This window comes from Paenirhodobacter populi (genome assembly GCF_004022215.1).
Classification (GTDB): Bacteria; Pseudomonadota; Alphaproteobacteria; order Rhodobacterales; family Rhodobacteraceae; genus Rhodobacter; species Rhodobacter populi.
In genome coordinates this window covers 118,603-135,431 of record NZ_SAUZ01000014.1, presented here as the reverse complement: position 1 = coordinate 135,431, position 16,829 = coordinate 118,603, and the positions used below count along the sequence as shown (strand labels likewise).

General features: G+C 66.0%; 11 protein-coding genes. 2 read left to right on the top strand and 9 right to left on the bottom strand.

Going from position 1 to position 16,829, the window contains the following annotated elements; genetic code table 11:
* Window position 1 precedes the first annotated feature (1 nt).
* From D2T30_RS13075 to D2T30_RS13055, 5 genes are read right to left on the bottom strand one after another with little or no spacing between them, the layout of a single operon-like run.
* Window positions 2-694, bottom strand: a complete 693-nt coding sequence (locus D2T30_RS13075) for an ABC transporter ATP-binding protein (RefSeq protein ID WP_206612953.1) — start codon at window positions 692-694, stop codon at window positions 2-4.
* Window positions 695-696: 2 nt separating this feature from the next.
* Window positions 697-1,410, bottom strand: coding sequence for an ABC transporter ATP-binding protein (locus D2T30_RS13070; protein ID WP_206612951.1), 714 nt, complete (start codon window positions 1,408-1,410; stop codon window positions 697-699).
* Entirely contained in the window at window positions 1,407-2,360 is a 954-nt protein-coding gene (locus D2T30_RS13065) for a branched-chain amino acid ABC transporter permease (RefSeq protein WP_128209213.1), read from the bottom strand. Before D2T30_RS13065 ends, D2T30_RS13070 begins: the two co-directional genes overlap by 4 nt.
* A complete protein-coding gene (locus D2T30_RS13060) occupies window positions 2,357-3,241 on the bottom strand; it encodes a branched-chain amino acid ABC transporter permease (protein ID WP_128180437.1) in 885 nt (294 codons plus the stop codon). Before D2T30_RS13060 ends, D2T30_RS13065 begins: the two co-directional genes overlap by 4 nt.
* Window positions 3,242-3,244: 3 nt before the next feature.
* On the bottom strand, window positions 3,245-4,543 hold the full coding sequence (locus D2T30_RS13055) for an ABC transporter substrate-binding protein (protein WP_128209212.1): 1,299 nt from the start codon (window positions 4,541-4,543) through the stop codon (window positions 3,245-3,247).
* 372 nt (window positions 4,544-4,915) lie between these two features.
* Between D2T30_RS13055 and D2T30_RS13050 the strand changes: the two genes are divergently transcribed.
* Complete coding sequence (locus D2T30_RS13050) at window positions 4,916-5,644, top strand: lipase family alpha/beta hydrolase (RefSeq protein WP_380729615.1); 729 nt, start codon at window positions 4,916-4,918, stop codon at window positions 5,642-5,644.
* Between the two features lie 114 nt (window positions 5,645-5,758).
* Complete coding sequence (locus tag D2T30_RS23930) at window positions 5,759-8,857, top strand: calcium-binding protein (RefSeq protein WP_128209211.1); 3,099 nt, start codon at window positions 5,759-5,761, stop codon at window positions 8,855-8,857.
* Between the two features lie 3 nt (window positions 8,858-8,860).
* On the opposite strand, the gene mtgA is transcribed toward D2T30_RS23930, so the two are convergent.
* The 4 genes from mtgA to D2T30_RS13025 form a co-directional block, all read right to left on the bottom strand.
* Window positions 8,861-9,622 carry a monofunctional biosynthetic peptidoglycan transglycosylase gene (mtgA, locus tag D2T30_RS13040; protein ID WP_128209210.1) on the bottom strand — a complete coding sequence of 254 codons (762 nt, stop codon included), beginning with the start codon at window positions 9,620-9,622 and terminating at the stop codon, window positions 8,861-8,863.
* 240 nt (window positions 9,623-9,862) lie between these two features.
* Complete coding sequence (gltB, locus tag D2T30_RS13035) at window positions 9,863-14,401, bottom strand: glutamate synthase large subunit (RefSeq protein WP_128180445.1); 4,539 nt, start codon at window positions 14,399-14,401, stop codon at window positions 9,863-9,865.
* A 12-nt stretch (window positions 14,402-14,413) separates the two neighbouring features.
* Entirely contained in the window at window positions 14,414-15,136 is a 723-nt protein-coding gene (locus D2T30_RS13030) for a hypothetical protein (RefSeq protein ID WP_241560673.1), read from the bottom strand.
* Between the two features lie 106 nt (window positions 15,137-15,242).
* Window positions 15,243-16,676, bottom strand: a complete 1,434-nt coding sequence (locus D2T30_RS13025) for an NAD(P)-dependent oxidoreductase (RefSeq protein ID WP_128180447.1) — start codon at window positions 16,674-16,676, stop codon at window positions 15,243-15,245.
* Between the last annotated feature and the right edge of the window lie 153 nt (window positions 16,677-16,829).

The following is a 16,829-nucleotide window of genomic DNA, read 5'->3' as shown; positions in this document are numbered from 1 at the left end:
CTCAGCCCAGTCCCACGTAACGACGGATCAGCGCGCGGTCGGCGCGCAGCGCCTCGGCCGGAGTTTCGGCGAGGATCCGGCCCTGCGCGATGAAGGCGACGCGGTCGGCCATGGCCAGCACCGCCTCGGCCCGCTGTTCGACCAGAAGCACCGCGACCCCCTCGGCCCGCAGCCGGATCAGCGCGCTCCTGATCGTCGCGATGGCCGAGGGCATCAGCCCCTCGGTCGGTTCGTCGAGCAGCATCACCCGCGGCCCCGCGCAGATCGCCCGCGCGATGGCGAGCATCGTCTGTTCCCCGCCCGACAGCGTGCCCGCCTGCTGGCCGAGCCTGTCGCCCAGCACCGGAAACAGCGACAGCGCGAAGTCGCGCTGCCCGGCGTGACGGACCATCTCGCCGATCTCGAGGTTCTCGGCCACGGTCAGTTCGGCGAACAGCCGCCGTCCCTGCGGCACATGGGCGATGCCGTAGCGCGGCACCAGATGCGCGGGCAGGGCGGATATGTCGGTACCGTCCAGCAGCACCCGCCCGGCGCGGCGCGGCAGCGTGCCCATGATCGCCCGCATCAGGCTGGTCTTGCCCGCGCCGTTGCGCCCCATCAGGCACAGGATCTCGCCCCCGGCGACGGCAAGGTCCAGCCCCCGCAGCACCTGCGACGCGCCGTGAAAGACGTCGAGCGCCTCGATCCGCAGCAGGGTCATGTGGCGCTCCCCAGATAGGCGTCCTGCACGGCCGGGTCGCGGGCGATGGCCTCGGGCGGGCCTTCGGCAAGGATCCGGCCGCGGTCGAGCACGGTGATCGCGGTCGCCAGCGCCATCACCACATCCATGTTGTGCTCGATCAGCAGCACCGTGGCGGTTTGCGCGACGCGCCGCACCACCGTCAGGAAATTGTCGATCTCGTCATCCGAGAGGCCCTGCGTCGGTTCGTCGAGGATCAGGAGTTTGGGATGCAGCGCAAGGCCCATCGCCACCTCCAGGAGCCGCTGATGCCCGTAGGACAGCGCGCCCGCCCGGTCGGGCAGGCGGTCTTCCAGCCCGACGGCAATGGCGGCCTCCTGCGCGGCGGCGGCGATCTCGGCCTCGTGCGCAAGGCGGCTCTGGGCGGCGACGGCAAGGTTTTCCCGCACCGTCATCGCCGGATAGATGTTGGTGATCTGGAATGTGTAGGCGATGCCAAGGCGCACCCGGCGATGCGCGGGCAGGCGGGTGATGTCCTGCCCATCGAACAGCACGGTCCCCGCATCGGGCGCGATGCGGCCGGACAGGAGGCCGACGAAGGTCGATTTCCCCGCCCCGTTCGGCCCGATGATCGCGCGGATTTCCCCCTGCATCAGGGTAAAGTCCACCCTGTCCACGGCGGTCAGCCCGCCGAAGCGGCGCGTCAGGCCGCGGGTCTGCAACAGCGTCACCTCAGCCATGGCGCCCACCTGTCGCGGATCGTGCCGAGGATGCCTTTGGGAAACCACAGCGTCAGCACGATCAGCAGCACCCCCACCGCGATCAGATAGGCCGAGGTCAGCCCCGACAGCCGGTCGATCAGCAGCGTCATCACCGTGGTCCCGACAAGCGGCCCGAACAGCGTGCCCGGCCCGCCGACAAGGGTGAACAGCAGCACCTCGACCGAGCTGCGGAATTCCGCGAAGGACGAGCCGATGAAGCCGAACATCAGCCCGTAAAGCGCCCCCGCCACCCCCGATATCGTGCCCGAGACGGTAAAGGCCAGCAGCCGGATCCGCCCCACGTCATAGCCCAGCATCCGGGTCCGCTCCGGGTTTTCGCGCACCGCGGCGAACAGCCGCCCGCGCGGCCCCTGTGTCAGCGCATAGAGCGCCAGCAGCACCACGGCAAAGACGGCGAGCGCGATATTGTAGCGCGCGGTGGCCGAGGTCAGCGCGATCTCCTGCCCCAGCAGGCTGAAGCTGCGGGCATGGGCGGGCAGGCTCAGCCCCTGATCGCCGCCGGTGATCGCCGAGAAATGCAGCGTCGCCAGATAGCCCGCCTGCGCGAACATCAGCGTGACGATCATGAACGAAACCGTCTGCGTGCGCAGCGCCAGCAGCCCGACGACCAGCGACAGCACCGCCGCCGCCGCGATCCCGGCGGCAAAGGCGATGGGCAGCGCGACCCCGCCGTAATAGGCGGCGAGCCCCGCGCCATAAAGCCCCGCCGCAAAGAACAGCGCATGGCCAAGGCTCACCAGCCCCGTGTAGCCCATCAGCACGTTGTAACCCATGGCAAAGACGGCAAGGATCAGGATCCGCGTCAGCGCCAGCACCGGATATCCCGAGATCACGAACTGCACCCCGAACAGGCCCGCCAGAACGGCGATGGTCAGGGCGAAAAGGCGCAGGTTCCTCATGCGCGGACGGCCTTTCCGAACAGGCCCGCGGGGCGGAAGACCAGCACCAAAGCGACCAGCAGCGTCGAGAAGATCTTGGCCAGCGTCGGCGAGAAGAAGACCGAGAGCCAGCCATCCGCCATGCCGATCAGCACCGCCGCCGCGACCGTGCCGGGCAGCGAGCCGAGCCCGCCGACGATCACCACCACGAAGGACATCAGCAGCGGGTCATGCCCCATCAGGTAATGCGCCTGACTGTTCGGCACGACCAGAACCCCGGCCACGGCGGCGAACATCGCGCCAAGGGCGAAGACCGCGGCATAGACCCGGTCCACCGGAATGCCGAAATTCTGCGCCGTTTCCCGGTCGTATTGCGTCGCGCGCATGATCAGGCCAAAGCGCGTGTGCCGCATCGCCAGCCACAACCCGCCCACCAGAGCCACCGCCACGACGATGATGAAGACCTTGTAGCCGGACCAGCCGAACCACGGAAAGCGGATCGTATACCAGAACGGCGCATCGACGGCCCTTGCATCGGGGCCGAAGGTCATCAGCACGACCTGCTGGATCACATACATCAGCCCGATGGTGGACACGATCGTCGCCTCGGGGTCGTAGTCGATGCGCTTCAGGATCAGCCGGTCCGCCGCCCATGCCAGCGCGCCCACCGCCAGCGGCGCGGCCACCAGCGCGGCGGCAAAGCTGATCGCCGGATGACCGGGCAGCAGCATCGCGCAAAGCCACGCCCCCACCGCGCCGAGGGTGAAGAATTCCCCATGCGCGACATTCACCACCCGCATCACGCCGAAGACCAGCGACAGGCCAAGCGCCGTCAGCGCAAAGACCGAGGCCTGCACCAGCCCTTCGAGCGTGGCGAGCAGAAGATAGGGGGCGAGGTTCATCCGTCAGAACGACATCTTGGTGTAATCGGTCTCGTCGGGGTAGAAGGTGTCCTCGATCGTCGTGCTGTGGACCACGTTCAGCCGCCCGCCCTCGAATTTCGAGATATGCTGGTGGCCGAAGGACTGGTGGGTCTTGCCGTTGAAGATCTTGTCGCCCTGCGGGAATTCGTTCGAGGCGTCGAAACCGGGGATGGATTCCATCGCCTCCAGCATCGCGATCTTCTGCGCGGGTCCGCGGTAATCCGCCATCTCCATCGCGCGCTTGATCGCGAACAGCGTCTCCCACACCGAGAACATGTGCGAGAAGGTCGCGACATCCTGCGGATTGCCGATCGTCGCGCCGCTGTCGTCGACGCCCACCGCCGCGCGGTAGAACTTGTCGAACTCGGTCTGGTCGGGCTGGGCATAGCGCGGCTGCGCTTCCCAGAAATAGGTGTTTTCAAGGAAGGCGAGCTGCGGCTGGTTCAGCGGCACTGCTTCGAGGCTGTCGATGAAGCCGAAGATCTCGGGCCGGCGGGAGCCGAGATGTTCGCCCAGTTCCTTGACGAAGGTCAGCACGGCAGGGCCGACCATGACGTGATAGATCACCTCGGTGTCGAAGGGGATGCGCGGCAGGTAGCGGGTGAACGAGGTTTCCGTGGGCGGAATGGCGATCGAGGCGGTGATGGTGCCGCCCTGCGCCTGAATCGCCGCCGTCATGTTGTCGCGGTGGTCGTAGCCGAAGGCGTAGTCGGGATAGATCAGCGCGACCTTCTTGCCCAGATTGTCCGCGATCCACGGCCCCATCGAGGAGATCTGGCTTTTGACATCGGTGATCGAGGGCTGGAAGACGTAGCGGTTGAACTGCCCGGCGGCCAGCGCGTGCCCCTCGGAGCACAGGAAATAGGGCATCTTCAGTTCCCCCGCGCGCGGCGCGCAGGCCGCGACGACATGGGAAAACAGATGGCCGAAGACCGCGTCGACCTTGTGTTCCGTGGCGAATTTCTCGATCACCTCGACGCCGCGTTTCGGGTCGGTGCCGTCATCCTCGACGATCATCTGCACCGGCAGGCCATTGATCCCGCCCTGTTCGTTGACGATCTTCAGCGCGGCATTGGCCGTGCGTTCGTACCAGCGCCCGTAGGAGGCGCCGATCCCCGTGCGGTGGAACGGCGCGCCAAGGCGGATCGCATCGCCCGCCTGTGCCTGCGCGCGGCCGATCAGGCCGGGCGCGGTCAGCAGGGCGCCGCCGGCGGCGATGCCTTGCAGGAGGGAACGGCGCGGCAGCAGCGCCGCGCGGGTGGCCGGAGTGTTCAGATCCATTCGATGTCCCCGTGTCACGTTCTGGAAAGGGTGGCCGATGTCTTGACAGGGCCGGAGATGCGGCGCGTCGAAGCAGCCGCCATGCCACGCGCGGATTGCGCGCGGCCGTTGCCGTGGGTCGAGGCTGGTCGTCGGCACATGCGCAACGGACTCCCGATCAGGTGCAGCATGGGGCCGTCGGTCCTTGCGGACCTCTCCCCCCGGCATTGGCGTAACCTGTGGGCGAATCGTTTTCAATCATTGCCTGCGCCCCTTGCTGCGAAGAGGACAAAAAAGCGGTCATGTTGCCGTCCTGATGGGCAATCGTCGCTGCCGGATGCTTGCCTGTCGCTTCTGGGCATGCTGAAACGGAATCGCCTGCCCGGAGGTCCCTTGCGCCCGTTTGCCGCCTTTGTCCTGTGCCTGATCTTCTCCGCCATGCCGGTGCGGGCGGCGGAGTGCGTGGTGCTGCTGCACGGGCTGGCGCGGTCGGACGATTCCTTCTTCGTGCTGGAACAGGTGCTGGAACGCGAAGGCTACCGGGTCGTCGCGGAAAGCTATCCCTCGACCGACCGGCCGATCGAGGCGCTGATCGGCAATGTCCGCCATGCCGCCGCGCAATGCGGCACCGACCGGCTGAATTTCGTCACCCATTCGATGGGCGGGATCCTTGTCCGCGCCTGGCTGCAACAGGGGCATCCGCCCAATCTGGGCCGGGTGGTTATGCTCGCGCCGCCCAATCACGGATCCGAGGTGGTGGACCGTTTCGGCAGCTGGCGGCTGTTCGAGCTGGTCAACGGCCCGGCGGGGGCGGAGCTGGGCACCGGCGCCGCCAGCCTGCCGAACCGCCTGCCGAAGGCGGATTTCGAGGTCGGCATCATCGCCGGGGATACCTCCTTCAACCCGATCCTGTCCTCGGCCTTCGACGGGCCGAACGACGGCAAGGTGTCGGTCGACAGCACAAGGCTCGACGGGATGGCGGATCACATCACCATCCATACGAGCCATACCTTCATCATGAACAATCCGCTGGTCATCGCGCAGGTGCTGGAATTCCTGCGCGAAGGGCATTTCGACCACGACCTGACCATGACCGGCCTGTTCGAGCGGCTGATCCGCTAGGGCCCGGATCGCCACATTCCGAAGGATTGGGCACATCTTCGCCACAATCCTGCCGGGAATCGGCCCCGCCGTTTCGCCAGCCTGACCACCTGAAAAAGGTGGAGCAGAAGATCCATGCAGTTGCAGTTCGTGAGGCGGGTGCTGACCGGGCAAACCACGCTTGATCGCGATTTGCGCGGTTTCGCCGTCATGAGCGATGCGGCGGGGACATGGCTCTATGTGATGACCGGCCACAACGGTGGGTTGTCCTCCTATCGTCTGACCGAAAGCGGGACGGGCTGGACCACCGCGTCCAGCAACACGCTGGCCGAATATTACCGCAACATCGACATCTTCGGGCCGCAGGTCATCACCTATGTCGGGCGGTCGTTCCTCGCCTTCGCCTCGCGCGAGAATGGCGATCTCCTTGCCTATGCGCTGAACGCGAACGGGGCGATCGGCTATGTCTGGGAAATCGACCTGCCCGCCACGGTGGCCGCGGGGCTGCAAAGCGGCTTCGTTCAGGCCACCGCCGGCACATTCTACACGATCGACCGGCTGTCGGGGCAGTTGAACGGTTTCAGCGTCAGCGGCACGGCGGTGACACAGATCTCCGGCGCCTCGGTCGCCGGGGTAGCCCCGGCCGAGGGGAGCGCGCTGCTGACCACCGTGCAGATCGGCTCAGTGCAATATCTGCTGACGGCGGCGTCGCTTGGTGACGGCGATACCGTCAGCAGCTACCGGATCGCCGCCAATGGCTCGCTGCGCCTGACCGGCCAGATCGGGTCGGAAGACGGGCTCGGCCTCTGGCAGCCCTCGGTGATGGAGGTGGTTTCCGTCTGGGGGGGCACGTGGGTTCTGGTCGGCGGCTATGGCAGCAATTCGCTGAGCGTGATGCGCATCGATTCGACCGGCGCGCTGACGGCGACCGATCATATCTACGACACCGGCACCACGCGGTTCGAGGGGATCGCCGCCATCGCCACCGCCACGGTGGGCGACCGGGTGTTCATCGTCACCGGCGGGGCGGATGACGGGCTGAGCCTGTTCACCCTGCTGCCGACCGGGCGGCTCGTCTATCTGCAAAGCCTGACATACGATTTCACCAACGGGCTGGAAAACATCGTGGCGCTGCAGGCGGCGGTCGTGGGCAACAGCCTGCAGATCTTCGTCGCCTCGCAAAGCGCGGAAGGTTTCTCGGTCCTTGAAATCCCGCTGTCCGGTCTTGGCGTGACGGTGCAGGGGGGCTCGGGCCTGACCGGCACGGCGAAGGACGATCTGCTGGTCTCGAACAGCCGCGGGGCGGATACGATCAACGGCGGCGCGGGGGACGATATCCTCGTCTCCGGTTTCGGCGGAACCACCATGACCGGGGGAAGCGGGGCCGATCTGTTCGTCATCCGCACCTCCTCCCGGCGCCATGTCATTCTGGATTTCCAGCCGGGCGTGGACCGGCTGGACATGAGCGAGCTGTTCTTCCTGCGCAACCGGAGCCAGCTTTCGGTCAGCTATGATGGCGACGCGCTGGTGCTGGGCTATTTCGATGTCATGACCTCGGTCAGCACGCAGGTCGCCATATACCGTGCCGGTGGAGGCAAACTGACGATCGAGGACATCTGGCCCGACGCATACGATCTGGGCACGCCCGACAGGCTGCTGCTGCTGAACGACGCGGGCGAGGATTTCGCCGAGGATCAGAACACGGCGCGCGCCATCGACGGCACGTCGGGGGACGACGATCTGCGCGGTGCCGCCGGGAACGACACCCTGTCCGGGCTGGCGGGCAACGATCTGCTGATGGGTGGTATGGGGAATGATCTGCTTCTGGGCGGCGACGGAAAGGATACGCTGTGGGGCGATGCCGGGAACGACACGCTGGAGGGCGGGACGGGGGACGATCTGCTCTATGGCGGATCCGGCAACGATCTGCTTCTGGGCTGGACCGGGCGGGACACTTTGTGGGGCGGCGCGGGGAACGATACGCTCTGGGGCGGGCCGGATGACGATTTCCTGTTCGGGGACGAGGGTGACGATCTGATCTTCGGCGAGGATGGCAACGATGCGCTGTTCGGCTGGCTGGGGAAGGACACGCTCTGGGGCGGCAACGGCAACGACACGCTGTTCGGGGAACAGGATGACGATTTCCTGTTTGGCGACGCGGGCGACGATCTGCTGCTCGGCGGAGACGGCAACGACGCGCTGTTCGGCTGGCTCGGGAAGGACACGCTCTGGGGCGGCGACGGAAACGACACGCTGCTCGGGGAGCAGGACGACGATTTCCTCTATGGCGATGCGGGGGATGACCTGCTGCTCGGCGGAGACGGCAACGATGCGCTGTTCGGCTGGTGGGGCCGGGATACGCTTTGGGGCGGAGACGGCAACGACACGCTGTATGGGGAGCAGGACGATGACTTCCTTTATGGCGATGTGGGGGACGATCTGCTCTACGGGGGCGATGGCAACGATGCGCTGTTCGGCTGGTGGGGCCGGGACACGCTCTGGGGCGGGGACGGCAACGACACGCTGTTCGGGGAACAGGACGACGATCTTCTCTTTGGCGATGCGGGGGATGATCTGCTGTTCGGCGGCGATGGCAACGATGCGCTGTTCGGCTGGCTGGGGAAGGACACGCTCTGGGGCGGGAACGGCAACGACACGCTGTATGGGGAACAGGGCGACGATTTCCTGTTCGGCGATGCGGGGGATGACCTGCTGTTCGGCGGCGACGGCAACGACGCGCTGTTCGGCTGGCTGGGGAAGGACACGCTCTGGGGCGGAGACGGCAATGACACGCTGCTTGGGGAGCAGGGCGATGACGTTCTCTATGGTGACGCGGGCAACGACATCGTCGATGGCGGTGACGGAAACGACCTGCTGTTCGGCTGGTCCGGCAACGATACGCTGCTGGGCGGGGCGGGGAACGATACGCTCTATGGCGAGGCGGGAAACGATTGGCTGGATGGCGGCGCGGGGGTGGATTACCTGACCGGCGGCACGGGGGCGGATACGTTCGCAATGTCGGCCGGCACCACGATCGTCACCGATTTCCGCGCCTCGGAGGGCGACAGGATCTGGCTTGGCGCGGCGGTGGGGATCACCGATGCCGCCGATCTGTGGGGCTCGCACATGGTGCAGCGGGGGGCGGATGTGCTGATCACCGATGCGCAGGGCAATACGATGACGCTGTGGGGCGTCAATACGGGGGCGCTGACGGCCTCGGATTTCCTGTTCTGAGGGCTACCTCGGCGCGAAACAGGCGGCTCGGCCATCGGCGCGGATCGTCGCCGCCCCATCCTGGATCGACCGCGCACGCCGGTCGACGAAATTCGACGGCTTGGCGGGGGACCGGCGCTTGGGATCGGGCAGGACAGCGGCCAGAAGCGCCGCCTGCCGCGCGGTCAGCGCATCGGGCGTGGTGCGGAAATAATGGAAGGCTGCGGCATTCACCCCGAATACACCCTCGCCGAATTCCGCGATGTTCAGATAGACCTCGAGGATCCGTTCCTTCGACCAGATGAATTCGACCGCCGGGGTCAGCGCCGCCTCGATCGCCTTGCGCGGCCAACTGCGCCCCTGCCACAGGAAGACGTTCTTCACCACCTGCTGGCTGATGGTCGAGGCGCCGCGCTCCCCCCCGCGTTCCATCGCCTGCCGGATCGCCACCATGTCGAAGCCCCAGTGGCGGCAGAAATTCGCATCCTCCGCCGCGACGACGGAGCGCGCCATCACCGGGGCGATGTCGGAAATCGCGGTCCAGGTCTGGTCCACCGGCGCGCCGAGGCGGCGGCCCTCGGACCACATGGTGAAGGTCGTCGGCGGGTTGATGAAGCGATACAGCACCACCAGCGCCAGAACCACGGCCGCAAGGATCAGGCAGAACCGGCCGAGCTTGCGCAGAAACCAGCTCATCGGCGCCAGCGCACCGCGCGCCGCCGCGCGCCCGGTCGCCACCGTGCGCGAGGATGTGCCTTTCGCCGAAGATTTCTGCCGTGCTGCCATGCGGTCATAAGTCATGGGGGCGGGGGTCAGGTCAAGCGGTCAGGCGGGAAATGAAGACGGGCGGGACCTGCAAGCCCCGCCCGGATGTCTGGCCGACCCACCCCGAAGCACGTCCAATTCTCCGCGCGAACCTTTTCCCTGTCGTGTTTCCATAAATATCCCGGGGGTGAGGCTGAAAGCCGAGGGGGCAGCGCCCCCTCTTCCCTGTCCGCTCGCGCCTTGCTCCGGTGGAATGCGCGCCTATTCGGCGGGCATGGCCTGCGGTTCGTCGGTCAGCGGGAAGGGCAGGTGGATCAGCATCTCCCGCGGGCAGACCTGCAGGAAGTTCAGCCGCTCGGCCTCCCAGTTGTGCAGGATCTCCTCGGCCTTGCGCGACCCGGTTTCCCGCGCATGGCGTTCCACCAGTTCCCTGAGCTGCGTTTCCCAATGCGGGTGGCCGAGGCCGCAGATCACCAGGCTTTCGGGGTTGATGTAATCTTCCGCCACGCCTTCGGGATCATAGACATAGGCCATGCCACCGGTCATGCCCGCGCCGAAGTTCGCGCCGATCCGGCCAAGGATCACCGCGACGCCGCCGGTCATGTATTCGCAGCCGTTGGTGCCGCAGCCCTCGATCACCACCTTGGCGCCCGAGTTCCGCACCGCGAAGCGTTCGCCCGCGCGGCCCGCCGCGAACAGGTAGCCGTCCGTCGCGCCATACAGCACCGTATTGCCGATGATCGTGTTGTCGGCGGCGACAAGCGGCGTCGACATCGGCGGGCGGACGACGATGGTGCCGCCCGACAGGCCCTTGCCGACATAGTCGTTGGCATCGCCCGACACCTCGATCTTCAGCCCCGGCGCCGCGAAGGCGCCAAGCGACTGCCCCGCCGAGCCGGTCAGCTTCAGCGTCAGGTGATCCGGCTGCAGCGCGTTGCGCATGCCGAAGTTCTTGACGATATGGCTCGACGCGCGGGTGCCGATGGTGCGCAGGGTGTTGCGCACCGCGTAGGACAGCTGCATCTTTTCGCCATCCTCGAAGAAGCGCTGGCCGTCCTTGATGATTTCGGCGTCCAGCGTGTCGGGCACGAAGTTGCGCGGCTTGGAACGGTCGTAGACGATCTTGTCCCAGCCATCGACGGTGATCAGCAGCGGGTTCAGGTCGAGGTCATCCAGATGCGCGGACCCGCGGCTGACCTGCGTCAGCAGGTCGGCCCGGCCGATGATCTCGTCCATCGAGCGCGCCCCGATCGAGGCGAGGATTTCCCGCACCTCCTGCGCGTAGAAGGTGATGAGGTTCACCACCTTGTCCGCCGTGCCGCGGAACTTCGCGCGCAGGAGCGGGTCCTGCACGCAGACGCCCACCGGGCAGGTGTTCGACTGGCACTGGCGCACCATGATGCAGCCCATCGCGATCAGCGCGGCGGTGCCGATGCCGTATTCCTCGGCCCCCATCATCGCCGCCATCACCACGTCGCGCCCGGTCCGCAGGCCGCCATCGGTCCGCAGCGTGACCCGTTCGCGCAGCTTGTTCATGGCAAGGACCTGATGCGCCTCGGTCAGGCCCATTTCCCACGGCAGGCCGGCATATTTGATCGAGGTCGCGGGGCTTGCCCCGGTGCCACCGTTGTGGCCCGAGATCAGGATCGTGTCGGCCTTGGCCTTCGCCACCCCGGCCGCGATCGTGCCGACGCCCGAGGAGGATACCAGCTTCACCGTCACCTTGGCGCGCGGGTTGATCTGCTTGAGGTCGTAGATGAGCTGCGCCAGATCCTCGATCGAATAGATGTCGTGGTGCGGCGGCGGCGAGATCAGCGTGACGCCCTTGGTCGAGTGCCGCAGCCGCGCGATCAGCTCCGTCACCTTCATGCCCGGAAGCTGGCCGCCCTCGCCGGGCTTCGCGCCCTGCGCCACCTTGATTTCAAGCTCTTCGCAATGGTTCAGGTATTCGGCGGTCACGCCGAACCGACCCGAAGCCACCTGCTTGATCTTGGCGGACGGATTGTCGCCGTTCGGTTCGGGCACGAAATGCGCCGGATCCTCGCCGCCCTCGCCGCTGTCGGATTTCGCGCCGATGCGGTTCATGGCGACGTTCAGGGTCTTGTGCGCCTCGGGCGACAGCGCGCCGAGCGACATGCCGGGCGTGATGAACCGCTTGCGGATCGAGGTGATGGATTCCACCTCTTCGATCGGCACCGGCTTGCCAAGCGGCTTGATGTCCAGCAGGTCGCGCAGATGGATGGGCGGATTGGCCCGCATCATCGCGGAATACTGCTTCCACACGTCGTAATTCGCCCGGTCGCAGGCGGCCTGCAACAGGTGCATGGTCTGCGCTTCCCAGGCGTGCTTTTCGCCGGTGCGGCGCGCCTTGTAGAAGCCACCGATCGGCAGCACGTCCTGACCGCCAAGCCAGCCCTTCGCATGGACCTCTTCCAGCTTGTGCTGGATGCCGTGCAGGCCGATGCCCGAGATGCGCGAATGCATGCCGGGGAAATATTCGGCGACCATGGCACGGCTGAGGCCGACGGCCTCGAAGTTCAGCCCGCCGCGGTAGGAGGAGATGATCGAGATCCCCATCTTCGCCATGATCTTCAGCAGGCCCGCGTCGATCGCATCGCGGTAGCGGCGCATGTTGTCGACGAGCGAGCCCGTCAGCAGCCCGCGCTCGATCCGGTCGGCGATCGAATCCTGCGCGAGGTAGGGGTTCACCGTCGTCGCGCCGGAGCCGATCAGCACCGCGAAGTAATGGCTGTCGATGCATTCCGCCGACCGCACGTTGATCGAGCAGAAGGTCCGCAGCCCCTTGCGCGTCAGCCACGAATGCACGGCCGAGGTCGCAAGGATCATCGGCATCGCCACGCGGTCAGGCCCCTGCGCCTCGTCCGTCAGGACGATATGCAGCGCGCCGGAACGGACGGCATCCTCGGCCTCGGCGCGGACGCGCTCCAGCCCGACATGCAGCGTTTCCTGATCCGAGCCGGTGGCGAAGGTGCAGTCGATCACGGTCACGGAATCGCCGAACTGCTTCATCATCTGCTCGTATTCGGCATTGGCGATGAAGGGCGATTCGAGGATCAGGATCTCGGTCTGGCTGCTGTCTTCATCAAGCACGTTCTTCAGGTTGCCGAAGCGCGTCTTGAGCGACATCACCCGGCTTTCGCGCAGGGAGTCGATCGGCGGGTTGGTGACCTGGCTGAAGTTCTGCCGGAAGAAGTGGCTCAGCGGGCGGTATTGCTTGGACAGCACCGCGGGGGGCGTATCGTCGCCCATCGAGGCGATGGCCTCTTTCCCGTCCTCGGCCATCGGCGCAAGGATCTGTTCCAGTTCCTCGACCGAATAGCCCGCCGCGATCTGGCGCTTGCGCAGTTCCGCCCCGGAGAAAAGCTGCTTTTCCGGGATGTCGTGCATGATCGCGCTGAGGTCCACGACCTTCTCGATCCATTCGCCGAAGGGCTGGCTGTTGGCCAGACGGTCCTTGATCTCGCGGTCGTGGTAGAGCTTGCCCTCGCGCATGTCGACGGCGATCATCTGCCCCGGCCCGAGCGCGCCCTTTTCGCGCACGTTCATTTCATCGACCGGGACCATGCCGGCCTCGGACCCGGCGATCAGCAGACCGTCGAGCGTGATCGTGTAGCGCATCGGGCGCAGGCCGTTGCGGTCGAGCCCGCCGCAGACCCAGCGGCCGTCGGTCATGGCAAGGGCGGCGGGGCCGTCCCACGGCTCCATCACCGAGTTGCAATAGGCATACATGTCCTGCCACGCCTTCGGCATGTCGGTGGTGGCCTTGGACCATGCCTCGGGCACCAGCATTGTCTTGGTCATCGGCGCCGAGCGGCCGCCGCGCACCATCACCTCGAACACCGCGTCGAGCGCGCCGGTGTCCGACGTGCCCGAGGGGATGATCGGCTTGATGTCCTCGGCCATGTCGCCGAAGGCCTTCGACGCCATGCGGATTTCGTGCGATTTCATCCAGTTGACGTTGCCGCGGAGCGTGTTGATCTCGCCGTTGTGGGCGAGCATGCGGAACGGCTGCGCCAGCCACCATTGCGGGAAGGTGTTGGTCGAATAGCGCTGGTGGTAGATCGCGAAGGCGGATTCGAAGCGTTCGTCCTTCAGGTCCGGGTAGAACTCGGACACATGTTCCGCCAGCATCATCCCCTTGTAGATCACCGACCGGCAGGACAGCGAACAGATATACAGCCCCGAGATCTGCGCGGCGATGGCCGCCTTCTCGATCCGGCGGCGGATGACGTAAAGCTCGCGCTCGAAGGCCTCGGGGTCGATGTCCTTTTCGCAGCGGATCAGGATCTGTTCGATTTCCGGGCGCGTCGCATTGGCCTTTTCGCCCAGAACGTCGGTATGCACCGGAACGTGGCGCCAGCCGTAGATGTAGTGGCCCATGCGCAGCACTTCGGTTTCGACGATCGTGCGGCAGCGTTCCTGCGCGCCGAAATCGGTGCGCGGCAGGAAGACCTGACCGACCGCGATCAGCTTGTCCAGATCGGGTTCATGGCCGGTGCGGCGGACCTGATCGTAGAAGAAGGGCACCGGGATCTGCACATGGATGCCCGCGCCGTCGCCGGTCTTGCCGTCGGCATCGACGGCGCCACGGTGCCAGATCGCCTTCAGCGCCTCGATCCCCGCGCCGACGACCTTGCGGCTCGCCTTGCCGTCGAGCGCGACGACCAGACCCACCCCGCAGGAGGAATGTTCGTCATCCTCGCGGTAGAGCCCATTTTCGGCCATCCATTTGCGCTTGGCTTCCTCTGCGGCGACCCAGGCCTCATCGTATTGCGTCATGTCAGTGCCTCCTCAGAGAGTGGGTTTGATGTCGACGGGCGGCAGATTGGTCATCATCATGTCGCAGTCGAATTCGGGTTTCGTGGCGCCAAAGCCCTTGTCGCCCGGAAAGGCGAAGGCGGCCGGCGCCTCATAGCTGGATGCCCGGTCGCCGAAGGCATTCTCGACGGTTTCGGCATCGGAAAAGAACAGCCGCATGTCGCGGTTGATGAACTGGTTGCCCTTGCGCCGGGCGATGAAGTTGCCTGCCGCATCCTCGATGCGCAGCTCGAACCGGGTGCGTTCCAGCGTCACGCCCGAGATGGTGACGGTGGTGCCGGTCAGTTCATCGAAGCCGATGTAGCGGCGCACTTCGCCAAGGCTGGAAACGGTGACGAAGTCGAAATCGTCCCGCCCCGTCGACAGCAGCGTGGAGAAGGAGGCGTGATCCGCCGATCCGCTTTCGTCCAGCCGGTCGATCGTGCCGTCGGTGCGGGAAATGCTTTCGACCCAGCGGGTTTCGCGGTCGATATGGGACAGGAAATATTCCCCGCCGCCATCCGCATAGGACACCCAGCGGTCGCCCGCAGGATCATCCGCGCAGCGGAAATGGTTGGCGACCTGACAGTTGTGCAGCTGCACCGTCATGTCGAGCGTGCAGCCCCGCGGCGGTTGATAGACGGGACCGGCCGCGGCAGCGGGCAGGGGCATCAGCAGCACCCCGAGCGTTGCGAATTGGGCCACGAACCAGCGCACCGTCTTCATCCTCCGAAACCTGTCAGGTCAACCTGACTGACCTTTCGGCGGCGCTCAGCCGCCTGCGAAGACCTGTGCAGGATACCGCCCGCACAGGCATCTGTCATCATTCCGCCGCGACGCGGCCCGCCCCGTCCAGATACTTGACCATCTCGGCCGCGGCCTCGCGCCCGTCGCGGATCGCCCAGACGACGAGCGAGGCGCCCCGCACGATGTCGCCCACCGCATAGACGCCGGGCAGCGAGGTGGCATGGGTGCCGAAATCCGCCTTCACCGTGCCCCAGCGGGTGGTTTCCAGCGTATCGACGCCCCAGAGCTTGGGCAGGTCCTCGGGCTCGAAGCCAAGCGCCTTGATGACCAGATCGGCCTCTTCGTCGTAAAGGCCGCCCTCGATCGGTTCGGGCACCTGACGGCCCGTCGCATCCGGCGCGCCCAGCTTCATCTTCTGGATCGTCACCTTCTGCACCGGATTGCCGGCAAAGGCCCGGGGCGCGGCCAGCCAGACGAATTCGACGCCTTCTTCCTCGGCGTTGTGCACCTCGCGCTGCGAGCCGGGCATGTTCGCCCGGTCGCGGCGGTAGACGCATTTGACCGAGGTGGCGCCCTGCCGGATCGCCGTGCGCACGCAGTCCATCGCCGTGTCGCCGCCGCCGATGACAAGCACGCGCTTGCCTTCGGCGTTCAGGGTGCCGTCCTCGAATTCCGGCACGTCGTCGCCGAAGCTCTTCTTGTTCGAGGCGGTGAGGAAGTCGATCGACCGCACGATCCCCGCCGCATCGGCGCCCGGATCGCGCAGTTCGCGCGTCTTGTAGACCCCGGTGGCGATCAGCACCGCGTCATGCTTGCCGCGGATCGCGTCGAAGGACAGGTCCTTGCCCACGTCGCAGTTCAGCACGAAGGCGACGCCGCCGTCCTCCAGCTGCTTGACGCGCTGCATGACGATGTCCTTTTCCAGCTTGAAGCCGGGGATGCCGTAGGTCATCAGCCCGCCCGCGCGGTCCGACCGTTCGTAGACCGTGACCTGCACGCCGGCGCGGCGCAGCATGTCCGCCGCCGCAAGGCCGCCCGGGCCGCTGCCGATGATGCCGACGCTTTCGGACCGCTCGACCATCGGCCGGATCGGCTTGACCCAGCCCATGTCCCATGCGGTGTCGGTGATGTATTTCTCGATCGCGCCGATGGTGACCGTGCCGTGACCGGATTGCTCGATCACGCAGTTGCCTTCGCACAGGCGGTCCTGCGGGCAGATGCGGCCGCAGATTTCCGGGAAGGTGTTGGTCGCCTGGCTGATCGCATAGGCTTCTTCCAGCCGGCCTTCGGCCGTCAGGCGCAGCCAGTCGGGGATGTTGTTGTGAAGCGGACAATGCGAGTGACAGAAGGGCACGCCGCACTGACTGCAGCGACTGGCCTGTTCGGCCGCCTTCTGATCGGCGTATTCGCGGTAGATTTCGTTGAAATCATGCGCGCGCACGGTCGGATCACGCTTCTCGGGCGTCTCTTTTTCCGTATGGACGAATTTGAGCATGCGTTGCTTGGCCATGGCTGCGCCTCCCAATGTGCCTTGTGGGTGCGACCTGATCTACACTGGTTGTTTCGGGATTAAAAGTCAGTGTAGCTGACCTATATGTCATATTTTTTGTCTCGCCCGGGCCTGCCGGGCGCGACATGCCCCGAAATAAGGGCAGTTTTGTTG